This window comes from Gemmobacter sp., from assembly GCF_016792925.1.
GTDB lineage: Bacteria > Pseudomonadota > Alphaproteobacteria > Rhodobacterales > Rhodobacteraceae > Gemmobacter.
In genome coordinates this window covers 15,687-27,801 of sequence record NZ_JAEULU010000016.1, presented here as the reverse complement: position 1 = coordinate 27,801, position 12,115 = coordinate 15,687, and the positions used below count along the sequence as shown (strand labels likewise).

The 12,115-nt window shown below is 64.4% G+C and carries 11 protein-coding genes and 1 pseudogene; 5 read left to right on the top strand and 7 right to left on the bottom strand.

Annotated elements, in window-relative coordinates; translation table 11 throughout:
* Together JNN06_RS01035 and JNN06_RS01030 are read left to right on the top strand one after the other, a co-directional pair.
* Window positions 1-238: pseudogene (locus JNN06_RS01035) on the top strand (esterase); the annotation flags it as partial.
* Window positions 232-435 carry an alpha/beta hydrolase fold domain-containing protein gene (locus JNN06_RS01030; RefSeq protein WP_291237738.1) on the top strand — a complete coding sequence of 68 codons (204 nt, stop codon included), beginning with the start codon at window positions 232-234 and terminating at the stop codon, window positions 433-435. The pseudogene JNN06_RS01035 and the gene JNN06_RS01030, both read left to right, overlap by 7 nt.
* A 97-nt stretch (window positions 436-532) precedes the next feature.
* On the opposite strand, the gene JNN06_RS01025 is transcribed toward JNN06_RS01030, so the two are convergent.
* The 6 genes from JNN06_RS01025 to JNN06_RS01000 form a co-directional block, all read right to left on the bottom strand.
* A complete protein-coding gene (locus tag JNN06_RS01025; RefSeq protein ID WP_291237737.1) occupies window positions 533-2,167 on the bottom strand; it encodes an ABC transporter ATP-binding protein in 1,635 nt (544 codons plus the stop codon).
* A complete protein-coding gene (locus JNN06_RS01020) occupies window positions 2,160-2,978 on the bottom strand; it encodes an ABC transporter permease (protein WP_291237736.1) in 819 nt (272 codons plus the stop codon). Before JNN06_RS01020 ends, JNN06_RS01025 begins: the two co-directional genes overlap by 8 nt.
* Complete coding sequence (locus JNN06_RS01015; protein WP_291237735.1) at window positions 2,975-3,934, bottom strand: ABC transporter permease; 960 nt, start codon at window positions 3,932-3,934, stop codon at window positions 2,975-2,977. Before JNN06_RS01015 ends, JNN06_RS01020 begins: the two co-directional genes overlap by 4 nt.
* Window positions 3,935-3,937: 3 nt before the next feature.
* Window positions 3,938-5,524 carry an ABC transporter substrate-binding protein gene (locus JNN06_RS01010; protein ID WP_291237734.1) on the bottom strand — a complete coding sequence of 529 codons (1,587 nt, stop codon included), beginning with the start codon at window positions 5,522-5,524 and terminating at the stop codon, window positions 3,938-3,940.
* A gap of 105 nt (window positions 5,525-5,629) precedes the next feature.
* Entirely contained in the window at window positions 5,630-7,600 is a 1,971-nt protein-coding gene (locus tag JNN06_RS01005) for a CocE/NonD family hydrolase (RefSeq protein WP_291237733.1), read from the bottom strand.
* Between the two features lie 77 nt (window positions 7,601-7,677).
* Entirely contained in the window at window positions 7,678-8,535 is an 858-nt protein-coding gene (locus JNN06_RS01000; protein WP_291237732.1) for a LysR substrate-binding domain-containing protein, read from the bottom strand.
* A 92-nt stretch (window positions 8,536-8,627) separates the two neighbouring features.
* On the opposite strand from JNN06_RS01000, the gene betC reads away from it, so the two are divergent.
* From betC to JNN06_RS00985, 3 genes are all read left to right on the top strand, one after another.
* Window positions 8,628-10,136 (top strand): choline-sulfatase, encoded by a 1,509-nt coding sequence (gene betC, locus JNN06_RS00995; protein ID WP_291237731.1) that lies wholly within the window; start codon window positions 8,628-8,630, stop codon window positions 10,134-10,136.
* A 147-nt stretch (window positions 10,137-10,283) separates the two neighbouring features.
* Window positions 10,284-11,156, top strand: a complete 873-nt coding sequence (locus JNN06_RS00990) for a 50S ribosomal protein L11 methyltransferase (RefSeq protein WP_291237730.1) — start codon at window positions 10,284-10,286, stop codon at window positions 11,154-11,156.
* 91 nt (window positions 11,157-11,247) lie between these two features.
* Complete coding sequence (locus tag JNN06_RS00985) at window positions 11,248-11,592, top strand: hypothetical protein (RefSeq protein WP_291237729.1); 345 nt, start codon at window positions 11,248-11,250, stop codon at window positions 11,590-11,592.
* Window positions 11,593-11,749: 157 nt separating this feature from the next.
* Here JNN06_RS00985 and JNN06_RS00980 read toward each other — a convergent pair whose 3' ends face one another.
* A complete protein-coding gene (locus JNN06_RS00980; protein WP_291237741.1) occupies window positions 11,750-11,965 on the bottom strand; it encodes a DUF1127 domain-containing protein in 216 nt (71 codons plus the stop codon).
* Window positions 11,966-12,115: the final 150 nt, after the last annotated feature.

Below are 12,115 nucleotides of genomic sequence, written 5' to 3'. Positions count from 1 at the left end.
GGCCCATGCACTGCGGGGGCGCGCCGATCTGCGGGGGCTTGTGCTGATCTACCCGGCACTGGGCGGCGATCGCAGCCGGGGCAGCTATGTGACCCATGCCGAGGCCCCGATGCTGACCACGGCGGATGTGCGCTGGTATGCCGCCACCCGCCATGGCGGCGCTGAACCCGAGACCCCCGATGTGACCATCGGCGCGCTGCATGACAGCGATTTCGCCGGCCTGCCCCGGTGGTGGTAGCGAGTGCGGCCTGTGACCCGCTGGCCGATGACGGGCGCGACTATGCCGCGCGCATCACCGCTGCCGGGGGTCGGGCCGAATGGCTGCTGGATGAGGGGCTGGTGCATGGCTGGCTGCGCGCCCGCCATACCGTGCCCCGTGCCCGCGCCGCCTTTGACCGGCTCTGCGCCCGGCTGGCCGGGATGACAGCGGCATAGCCCGCGCCCAAGATGGATATTTGAGCCAAGATGAAGCGGAACGGTTGCGCTTCATCTTGGCTCAAATATCCAAAATCCGACAGCAGGGCCGGGAGGTTCAATTCCCGGCGGCTTCCATCCGCCGGGTCTCCAGCACCTGCTCCAGCCAGCCCAGTTTCATCTCGGGCACCGAGGACAGCAGAAGGTCGGTATAGGCATCAAAGGGCGGGGTCAGCACATCGGATTTGCTGCCATAGCGCTGCACCTGCCCCTTGAACATCACCGCGATCCGGTCGGCAATCGCCCGCACCGTGGCAAGGTCATGGGTGATGAAGAGATAGGCCACGCCCTCCTCGGCTTGAAGGTTCAGTAGCAGTTTCAGGATGCCATCGGCCACCAGCGGATCAAGGGCAGAGGTCACCTCGTCGCAGATGATCAGCCTGGGCTTGGCGGCCAGCGCGCGGGCGATGCAGACGCGCTGCTTTTGCCCGCCCGAAAGCTCGGCCGGGTAGCGGTCGGCGAAGCCGCGCCCCATCTCGATCTGGTCCAGCAGTTCCTGCACGCGCTGGCGCTTTGCCGCGCCCCGGAGCCCGAAATAGAATTCCAGCGGGCGCCCGATGATGGTTTCCACCGTCTGACGCGGGTTCATCGCCACATCGGCCATCTGGTAGATCATCTGCAATTCGCGCAGATCATCGCGCGAGCGCCCCGCCAGATTGGGCGACAGGTCGCGCCCGGCGAAAGTGATGCGCCCTTGGGTGGCGGGCAAAAGCCCGGTGATCACTCGCGCCAGCGTCGATTTGCCCGAGCCGCTTTCGCCCACAATCGCAAGGGTCTGGCCCGGCGGCAGTTCGACGCTCACGTTTTTCAGCACGTCAAAGTTGGTGCCCTTGTAACGCGCGGTCACATTTTGAATCGACAAAAGCGGCGGCGCCTCGGGTTTCTCGGCATGGTCGATCGAACGGACCGAGACCAGCGCGCGGGTATAATCTTCGCGCGGGGCCTCGATCACCTGTTGCACACTGCCATATTCCACGGTCTTGCCATGGCGCAGCACCATGATGTCATCGGCCACCTGCGCCACCACCGCGAGGTCATGGGTGATATACAGCGCCGCCACGCCGGTTTCGCGGATCGCCCGTTTGATCGCCGCCAGCACGTCGATTTGCGTCGTCACATCCAGCGCGGTGGTCGGCTCATCAAACACCACCAGATCGGGTTTCGGGCACAGTGCCATGGCGGTCATCACCCGCTGCAACTGCCCACCCGACACCTGATGCGGAAAGCGTTTGCCAATGGTTTCGGGGTTGGGCAGGCCCAATTGGCGGAACAGATCCACCGCCCGCGCCTCGGCCTGCGTCTTGGTCATCTGGCCCGAGATCAGCGTGGTCTCGATCACCTGCTCCATCAGCGGCTTGGCGGGGTTGAAGCTGGCAGCGGCGGATTGGGCCACATAGGTGACCTCCTTGCCGCGCAGCTTGCGCAGGCCCCCCGGCCCGATCTTCAGGATGTCGCGCCCGTTTACCAGCACCTGCCCGCCGGTGATCCGCACGCCGCCGCGCCCATAGGCCATGGAGGACAGGCCAATGGTCGATTTGCCCGCCCCGCTTTCGCCGATCAGCCCCAGCACCTTGCCCTTTTCCACCGAGACCGAGACACCATGCACCAGCGTCACGGTTTTTGGCGGCTCGCCCGGCGGATAGCTGGTCGCCTCCAGCACCAGATCGCGGATTTCCAGCAATGTTTCAGGCACCACGGCCTCCTTTCAGGCTGGAGGTGCGGTTCAGCACCCAATCGGCCACGAGGTTGACCGAGATGGCCAGCGTGGCGATGGCAAAGGCCGGGATCAGCGCGGCGGGGATGCCATAGACGATGCCTTCCTTGTTCTCTTTCACGATGCCGCCCCAATCGGCCATCGGCGGTTGCACGCCAAGACCCAGGAAAGACAGGGTGGAGATGAACAGTACGGCAAAGATGAAGCGCAGCCCCATCTCGGCCACCAGCGGCGACAGGGCATTGGGCATGATCTCGCGGAAGATGATCCAGCCCTGTTTCTCGCCGCGCAGGCGCGCAGCCTCGACATAATCCATCACCGCAATGTCCACCGCCACGGCGCGGGCCAGACGGAAGACGCGCGTGCTGTCCAGAATGCCCATCACCAGAATGAGGATCGGCAGTGTGACCGGCATGACCGACAGCACCACCAGCGCTGAAATCAGCGAGGGGATCGACATCATCAGATCGACCAGCCGCGACAGAAGCTGATCGACCCAGCCGCCCCGCACGGCGGCGAAAAAGCCAAGGATGGAGCCAAGGCCAAAGGACAGGATCGTGGCACAGGTGGCGACGAAGATGGTGGTGCGCCCGCCCCAGATCATCCGCGACAAGAGATCGCGCCCGATGCTGTCGGTGCCCAGCCAGAATTGGCTGGACGAGGGCTCCCAGCTTTCGCCGACGATCTCGGCCATGCCATAGGGGGCGATCAGCGGCGCGAACAGCGCGGCGGCGAAATAGGCCGTGGTGAAGGCAAGGCCAATCAGTGCGGAAAGCGGCAAACGCATCATTTCGGGTGCCTCAATCGCGGATTGGCAAGGATCGACACAATATCGGCAATCAAGTTCAGCCCGATATAGACGCCAGCAAAGACCAGCCCGCAGGCCTGCACCACCGGCACATCGCGCTTGGACACGTGATCGACCAGATATTGTCCCATGCCGGGATAGACAAAGACCACCTCGACCACGACCACCCCCACCACCAGATAGGCCAGGTTGATCATCACCACATTCACGATGGGCGCGATGGCATTGGGAAAGGCATGGCGGGCGATGATGGTGAAGGGGCGCAGGCCCTTCAGCTCGGCCGTCTCGACATAGGATGATTGCATCACGTTCAGGATGGCCGCCCGCGTCATCCGCATCATATGGCCCAAAACCGCCAGCACCAGCACGATCACCGGCAGGCCAATGGCATAAAGCCGCTCGCCCAGCGTCATGCCGTCATAGACGGTGGCGAGCGAGGGCAGCAGGCGCCATTGCACCGCCAGAAAATAGATCACGATATAGCCCAGCAGGAATTCCGGCACCGAAATGGTGGCCAGCGTCACCGCCGAAATGGCCTTGTCGGGCCAGCGGTTGCGATAGCGCACCGAGACAAGCCCCAGCAGCACAGCCAAGGGCACCGCGATCACTGCCGCCGCCCCGGCAAGGAACAGCGTATTCGCCAGCCGCCCGCCAAGCGCCGGGCCGATGGGCTGGCCGTTTGACAACGCGGTGCCAAGATCGCCCTGCAACACCCCGAAAAGCCAGCCGAAATAGCGGCTGACCACCGGCTCGTTCAGCCCCAGCTCCTCGCGCAGATTGGCCAGCGTTTCCGGCGTGGCGGATTGGCCTAGAATGGCCTGCGCCACGTCGCCGGGCAAAATCTGGGTGCCCACGAAGATCAGGACAGAGGCTGCCAGAAGCAGGAGGAGGCCCAACGCAAGGCGTTGGGCAACCAGTTTCACAATCGGATGCGCCATGGATCAGGCGAACCAGGTCTTTGCCGAGGCAAAGCCGTTCATCAGCTCCAGATTCGGGTCATCCACCCAGCCCGCCACGGTCTCCGACACACCGTCGATGAAATCGTTGAACATCGGGCAGATCACGCCGCCTTCCTCCCACAGGATGCGGGCGACCTTCGCGTAGATCTCCTTGCGCTTGGTCTCGTCGGTTTCGGCGCGGGCCGACAGGATCAGATCGTCGAACTCCTTGTTCTTGAACTTGGTGTCGTTCCAGTCGGCGGTGGAGAGATAGGCCGTGGAATACATCTGGTCCTGCACCGGGCGCCCACCCCAATAGCTTGCGCAGAAGGGTTTGACGTTCCACACATCCGACCAATAGCCATCATCCGGCACGCGCTTGATGACCAGCGGAATGCCCGCCTGCGTTGCCGTGGCCTGGAAAAGCGCCGCCGCATCCACCGCGCCGGGGAAGGCCCCGTCGGCCACGATCAGCTCGATCGGGCTGCCGTCATGACCGCTGGCCTTGTAATGTTCGGCGGCCTTGGCCAGATCGAATTCACGCTGCGGCAGGGTCTCGTCGAACAGCGGATAGGATTTGTTGATCGGAATATCATTCCCGACCGAGCCGTAGCCATCCAGGATCTTGTCCACCAGCTCTTGCCGGTTGATCGCATATTTCAGCGCCAGACGCAGATCCTTGTTGTCGAAGGGCGGCTTGTCGCAATGCATGATGAAGACGTAATGGCCGGGACCAGAGGCCGTGCGCACCTTCACACCCGGCGCGCGCGACAGCAGTTTTGCGACCTTGGGATCGACGCGGTTCACCATATGCACCTGACCCGATTGCAGGGCCGCCGTGCGCGCGGTGGCATCGTTGATCACGAGGAATTCGACGCTGTCATAATGCCCGCGGCTGGTATCCCAGTCATCGGCATTCTTTTCAAAGACATAGCGCACGCCCGGTTCGGCGGTTTTCACCTTGTAGGGGCCGGTTCCGATGCCTGCATTCGGGTTCTCGGCCCCGCCCTTCGGCTGCACGATCAGGTGGTAATCGGCCAGCAGATAGGGCAGATCGGCATTGCCGGTGGACAGGGTGAAAACGACATTCTCGCCATCGGCCTTGATGTCGGAAATCCCCTGCATGATGCCGAAGGCGCCCGATTTGGCATTCTCGTCCGAGTGGCGCTTGAAGGTCGCCACCACGTCCTCCACGGTCATCTCGCTGCCATCATGGAACTTCACGCCCTTGCGGATCTTGAAGGTCCAGACGGTGCTGCCCTCGCCCGCCTCGGCGCTTTCGGCGAGCCGGAATTCCAGCACCTTCTCGGGCGTCACATTGACCAGCGTGTCGCCCCATTGGCGGTTCACGTTGAAGGCCACCGGCCCGTCGGCCAGGCCCGGGTCCAGCGCATCGGTGCTTTCACCGCCGCCCAGACCGATCTTCAGCACGCCGCCTTTCTTCGGTTCCTCAGCCCGGGCCTGACCGGGCAACATGGCCGAGCCAAGCGCCGCAGCAAGGCCAAAAGCCGACACCCGGCCCAGAAAGCCCCGACGGCTGAGGCCGCCCGCGTCGATCCAATCCACCAGTTTGGCGAGGTCGTCTTTCATGTCGTTCTCCCTGTCGTGGCGTTTTCATTCGTTGTTTGCGTTAGCATGCGACCAAGTGCCGCCATGCGTAAACTGCTATTTTCAAGGCCAAAGGTCGCTTTCGTCCTAAACATGGTCGCGTGGGGTGTTGTCGTGGAACTCGCGCGTGAGCGCGAGATTCTCGCCCTCCCAAGCCTCCAGCCGGGCCGCATGGTGCAGGTGATCCGGCCCCGATTCGAGCGATGAAACCGCCCTTGTGCGCACCGACCACTCGCCCCGCGACAGGCGTTGGTCATAGGTCACCTCGACCGTCGCGCTCAGCGGATCATCGGGATGGATGCGCCAGACCTCGCGCAGCGTTTCGCCCGAGATCAGCCCGTGGCTCAGGTTCTCGGTATCGCCGGTATCCTCCTCCACGATCAGCTCCCAATGGCCCGAGATCAGGTCTTGCGCGATGCGGCGGGTGGAATGGCCGGGGCGGATCACCCGATGCGCCCATGGCGCGGCGGTCTCGGGCAAGGCGGGCTGCCATTCGTCGCCCGTGCTGCCCGCATGGCGCGGCAGGGTCAGCTGGCCCGCCCGCAGCGTCAGCGTTGCGGCTTTGGCCGAGGGCCAGAGATAGGGCCAGTAGGTCGTCGACAGCGCCAGCCGCAGCTTGTGGCCGGGGGCAAGGCGATAGCCGGTCTCGTCGAGGTCCAGCGTCACGGTGACATCCTCGCCCACCGGCACGGGGCTCGGATGCTCCATGCTGTCCCGGTGGCGCAGGTTCAGCATCCCATGCGTGATGCGGGTAGAGCTGCCATCGGGCGCCACATCGCAGAGCCGGGCGATCAGATGGGCAAAGGGTTGGTCGCAGGCCAGCGTCAGCGTCAGGCGCGGCCGCCCCAGCAGATCGCCCGGCGCGTCAAGGTCGAGGCAGACCGACATGGCATCCTCGCCGCACTGATCGCCGGGCAATTCGGCATTCATGCCCATCGGGAAATACTCGCCCGCATGCAGGCCCAGATGCTGCGGCGTGCAGACCTGTCGCCCGGCCAGCGCCGAAAGGTCATGGGTCTCAAGGCTCGCCCGATCGCTGCGCGGCCAGTCGGGTTCCACCACCCAATGCCCGGCGCGATGCGCGGGGGCGGCGGAAACCGGCTGCGAATGCAGCATATAGGCCCGGTAGCGCGGGCCGTCAGCCACACCATTCGGGATGCCCTTCAGCCAGCAATCCCACCAGCGGATCGCCTCTTGCAGGAACCCGATTTGCGGCCCCGGCACGGCGGTATGGGGGTATTGATGGACCCAGGGCCCCATCAGCCCCTGCCCCAAGCCGGGATGATTTTTCATCACCGCCCCAAGCGTGTTGAGGTAATTATCCGCCCACCCGCCGATATTCAGCACCGGAATGGTCATCCGCGCCCAATTCTCGCAGATCGAGCCATGTTTCCAATAGGCATCGCGCGCCTGATGCCGCGCCCAGACCGGCGCCAGAAAGGGTTGCGCCGCCAGCCGGTTCAGCCAATCCGCCCGCCAGTCGGGGCGCAAGGCCGGGTCGGCGGGGCGCGAGCTGAAGGACAGCATCACCGCGCCCCAGCCCAGATTCTCGCCCAACAGGCAGCCGCCCTTGAAGTGGATGTCATCGGCAAACCGGTCAGAGGTGGAGCAGACCGACAGCACCGCCTTCAGCGCCGGATGGCCGTTGAAGGCAGCTTGCAGGCAGTTGAAGCCGCCCCAGCTTTTGCCCATCATCCCCACCGCGCCGGAACACCAGGGCTGCGCCGCCAGCCAGCCGATCACGCTGAGCGCATCATCCATTTCCTGCTGGCTGTATTCGTCCAGCATCAGCCCTTCGCTGTCGCCATTGCCGCGAATATCCACCCGCACGCAGGCATAGCCATGGCCCGCCACATAGGGGTGCATCAGTTCGTCGCGCGGCAAGGTGCCGTCGCGCTTGCGGTAAGGGATATATTCCAGCACCGCCGGAACCGGCTGCGCCTCGGCATCTTCGGGCAGCCAGACGCGGGCCGAAAGCGTGACGCCATCGGGCATCGGAATGCGCAGGTCTTCGATTTCGCGGATCTTGTGGGGAAATTCGGTTCGGATCGTGGTCATGGGGGCCTCCGGTTGCCCGGTCAGGCTAAGCGCTTGCCCCGGTGCGGCATGCGGCCCAGCGACATGGATTGCCGCAATCAGGCCAGCCCGTCACGAAGCCAGCCGAACAGCGCCCGATGGGCGGGCGTTTCCGGCCCCGGCGCCTCGATCCAGTAGCCGGTCCCTTCGGTGGTGATCTCCTCGCCCAGCGGGACAAGCGCACCCGAGGCCAGATGCGGGTCGATCAGCGGGCGCCAGCCGAGCGCCACGCCCTGCCCCGCCAGCACGGCCTGCACGACGAATTCGTAAGTGTTCAGGCCCAGCTCGCCGCTGCGCCGGGGCCGGGTCAGGCCATGGCGGGCAAACCACCCGGCCCAGGTCAGCCAGCGCACATCCGAGGGCGCGTCGATATGCAGAAGCTGCGCGCGGGCCAGCGCCTCGGGGTGGCTGTCGACAGCCAGTGCCGGCACGCAGACCGGCACCACCCGCTCGGGCATCCACAGCCAGCCCTGTAAATCGCCGCTGCGGGCAAAGCGGATCGCCACCTCGCCGGGACGCGGGCTGCGGCTGTCTTGCGCGGCGGTGATCTGCACCTCGATCTCGGGGTGCGCGGCCCGAAAGGCGCCAAGCCGGGGCATGAGCCAGAGGCTCGCAAAGCCGAAATCGGTGAGGATGCGCAGGGCGGGCGCCCGCGCCATGGCCTGCGCCTCGGCCAGGGCCGCGTCGATCTGGGCCAGCGCCGGCAGCAAGCCGCGCAACAGCACCTCGCCCGCCGGGGTGGGTTGGCAACCGCCCCGATGGCGGGTGAACAGGGCAACCCCCAGATGCTCCTCGGCCCGGCGCAGCTGATAGCTGATCGCCGGTTGGCTGAGGCCAAGCGTTGCCCCGGCCCGCGTCAGCGTGCCCGCTTTTGCCACCGCCTCGATCACCCGCAGGGCCGCCGGGTCCAGTTGCATAAACCACCTTTATGCAAAATATCGAAAATCCGCCCCTTTTCATCGCATAGCATATGGGTTTTGAATAGACCCAACGTGGAAAGGCCCATCAGATGACCCAAAAGCCCAATATCCTGATCCTGATGGTGGACCAGTTCACCGGAACGCTGTTCCCCGATGGCCCGGCCGACTGGCTGCATGCGCCGAACCTGAAGAAACTGGCGGCGCGGTCGGTGCGTTTTGCCAATGCCTATACCGCCTCGCCGCTTTGCGCCCCGGCGCGGGCCAGCTTCATGTCCGGCCAATTGCCGCGCCGGACGCGGGTTTATGACAATGCGGCCGAGTTCACCTCGGACATCCCGACCTTCGCGCATCACCTGCGCCGTGCGGGCTATCAAACGTCGCTTTCCGGCAAGATGCATTTCGTCGGCCCCGATCAGCTGCACGGGTTTGAACAGCGCCTGACCACCGACATCTACCCCGCCGATTTCGGCTGGACGCCCGATTACCGCAAGCCGGGCGAGCGGATCGACTGGTGGTATCACAACCTCGGCTCCGTCACCGGCGCGGGTGTGGCCGAGATCACCAACCAGTTGGAATACGATGACGACGTGTGTTTCCAAGCGGTGCAGAAGATCTACGATCTGTCGCGCGGCATGGATGCCCGGCCCTGGGCGCTTTGCGCCAGCTTTACCCATCCGCATGATCCCTTTGTGGCGCGCCGCAAATACTGGGATCTTTACGAGGATTGCGCCCATCTGGATGCGCCCGAGGCCATCCCCTACGAAGACATGGACCCCCATTCGCAGCGCCTGCTGGATGCCTGCGACTGGCGCGGGCTGGAGGTCACGCCCGAGCATATCCGTCGCGCGCGGCAAGGCTATTTCGCCAATATCTCTTACGTCGATGACAAGATCGGCGAGATTTTGGCTGCCCTCGAGGCCACCCGGCAGGAGGCGATCATCTTCTTCGTTTCGGATCATGGCGAGATGCTGGGGCGGCGCGGGCTGTGGTTCAAGATGAACTTCTTTGAAGGCTCGGCCCGCGTGCCCCTGATGATGGCCGCGCCGGGGTTGGAGCCGGGGCGGATCGAAACCCCGGTCTGCACCATCGACGTGACGCCGACTCTGTGTGACCTCGCGGGCATTTCCATGGATGAGGTCATGCCCTGGACCGATGGCGAAAGCCTCGTGCCGCTGGCCAAAGGCGTGGCCCGCAGCAGCCCGGTGGCGATGGAATATGCCGCCGAGGGCAGCATCACCCCCTTGGTCTGCCTGCGGCAGGACCGCTGGAAATACACCCGCTGCATGGCCGACCCGGAGCAGCTTTTCGATCTGGAAGCCGACCCGGAGGAGCGCTGCAACCTCGCCGCCGATCCGGCCCATGCCGAAACACTGGCGCAGTTCCGTGCCATGGCCGATGCCCGCTGGGATCTGCCCCGTTTTGATGCCGAGGTGCGTGAAAGCCAGGCCCGCCGCTGGGTGGTTTATGAAGCTCTCAGGAATGGCAGCTATTTCCCCTGGGATTACCAGCCGCTGCGCGCCGCCTCCGAGCGCTATATGCGCAATCACATGGACCTGAACGTGCTGGAAGAGAGCAAGCGTTTCCCGCGCGGCGAGTGATCGCGCACACATTATATATAGGGCGCTGCGCGGGGGGCCTTCGCGCAGCCCGCCTGCCTGCCGCAAACGCCTTGGCATGTTGGCAGAGATTGACCCCGGCCCCCTGCCCGGCTATCGCCAGAGCCAGACCAGACAGGAGCCGCCCAGATGCCCACCTATTCCGCCCTGACCACCCTGATGGGGGAAGACGCCGCCGAAGCGCTTGGCGCGGCCATCGAAAAGCTGGACCCGGCGCCGGTGGGCGTGGGTGTCTTTGAAATCGAGGATGACTCGGGGCTTTGGGAAGTGGGCGCCTATTTCACCGAAAAGCCCAATGAGGTGATGCTGGAAGTGCTGGCGCTGGCGTTCGAGGCCAAGCCCTTTGCCCTCTCTGAATTGCCGGAAATCGACTGGGTGGCCCATGTGCGCCGCGAGTTGGCGCCGGTGGAGGCCGGGCGCTTCTTCGTCTATGGCAGCCATGATGCCGACAAGGTGCCGGCGGACAAGATCGCCCTGCAAATCGAGGCGACAGTGGCCTTTGGCACCGGCCATCACGGCACCACGCTGGGCTGCCTGCGCGCCTTTGACCGGCTGGTGGAGGCAGGCTTCGCGCCCGCCAAGGTGGCCGATATTGGCTGTGGCACCGCCGTTCTGGCGCTGGCCGCCGCCGCCGTGCTGCCCGATGCGCTGATCATCGCCTCGGACATCGACCGCGTGGCGGTGGATGTGGCCGAGGCCAATGTGGCGATCAACGGATTGGACGGGCGGCTGGAATGTCTGGAAGCGGCGGGTTTTGCCCATCCGCGTCTGGCAGAGGCCGCGCCCTATGATCTGGTTTTCGCCAATATCCTGAAAGGCCCGCTGATCGAGCTGGCCCCGCCGATGGCGGCCCATGTCGCCCGCAATGGCCTTGTCATCCTGTCGGGCCTGCTGGTCGTGCAGGCCGAGGCCGTGACCGCAGCCTATCTTGAGGCCGGTTTCCGCCTGAAGGCCCGCGAGGATCTGGGCGAATGGTCGGCGCTGGTCATGGAACGGCTGTAAAAAAGACCCAATCCCGCCGGATTGCCCAAATATCGCCACAATTCGGCCTGATAACTGTCTCATGGTGGGGGCCGTATCGAGGAGTTTGGGTATGGCCGATCAAGATTTTACCGAGTTTTACGCCCGCGTCGCCCGCATTGAGAAGGCGCGCGCCAATGGATATGGATTCGAAGCCGACGGCACTTTGGGCCGCTCGCATTATCACAAGCCCACCCGGCGCAAGCGCCGCTTTCTGGCGCCGCTTTTCATGCTGGTCCTGTGCTTCCTGACCCTCAAGGGGGTGCTGCACAGCCAGATCGGATCTGACATCTATGCCCAGCGGATCGGCCAGATGCGTCTGGCCGAGAGCGGGATCGAGCGGATGGCCGGGTTTTTGATGCAGGCCGATCCGGCGACGCAGTGGATTTCCACCCAGGTCAAGGCGCATCTGCTCTGAGGTCTTGCGGTTCGCTTCTGGCAACGCCCGCCCCTTGGCGGGCGTTTTTGTTGGTCGGGCACATTTCACCGCCCCCCCAAAAAAGCCGAAAGGCCGCGAGCTTGGGGCTGCGGCCTTTGAACATCTGAGGGGATCTGCCCCCCCTACGGTCTTCTGATCAGAAGCGGCTCTGGGCGCCGATCGCGTCAATGTCGCCGCGGCACAGGCCGATATCGTCCAGCTCGCGGTCCGACAGCTTTTCCAGCGCAGCGCGGGTCACGCGCGCATCGTTCCACTCGGAAACGGCGGCAGCGATGTTGCTGACGAACTGGATGAAGCGGTAAGTGGTGATGGCGCCGAGGGGCGCAGTACGGGTCGTCTCATAAGCGGCCATGGCGTTTGTCCTTGTTCGAAAACTGCTCAGTCCGAAGGCATCAGCGCCTTCGAGGGGATAAATAGTCGGGCAGAAGAAAAACAACAACGCACGCCAAAGCATGTCGCACATGCAGAAAACGCATGGCTCAAACCGGCCATTTTCACAAGA

Coding starts and splice junctions, on each gene's coding strand:
- JNN06_RS00985 (WP_291237729.1), top strand. CDS start 11,248: ATGGCCGATCAAGATTTTACCGAGTTTTACGCCCGCGTCGCCCGCATT.
- JNN06_RS01010 (WP_291237734.1), bottom strand. CDS start 5,524: ATGAAAGACGACCTCGCCAAACTGGTGGATTGGATCGACGCGGGCGGC.
- JNN06_RS01000 (WP_291237732.1), bottom strand. CDS start 8,535: ATGCAACTGGACCCGGCGGCCCTGCGGGTGATCGAGGCGGTGGCAAAA.
- JNN06_RS01005 (WP_291237733.1), bottom strand. CDS start 7,600: ATGACCACGATCCGAACCGAATTTCCCCACAAGATCCGCGAAATCGAA.
- JNN06_RS00990 (WP_291237730.1), top strand. CDS start 10,284: ATGCCCACCTATTCCGCCCTGACCACCCTGATGGGGGAAGACGCCGCC.
- JNN06_RS00980 (WP_291237741.1), bottom strand. CDS start 11,965: ATGGCCGCTTATGAGACGACCCGTACTGCGCCCCTCGGCGCCATCACC.
- betC (WP_291237731.1), top strand. CDS start 8,628: ATGACCCAAAAGCCCAATATCCTGATCCTGATGGTGGACCAGTTCACC.
- JNN06_RS01020 (WP_291237736.1), bottom strand. CDS start 2,978: ATGATGCGTTTGCCGCTTTCCGCACTGATTGGCCTTGCCTTCACCACG.
- JNN06_RS01015 (WP_291237735.1), bottom strand. CDS start 3,934: ATGGCGCATCCGATTGTGAAACTGGTTGCCCAACGCCTTGCGTTGGGC.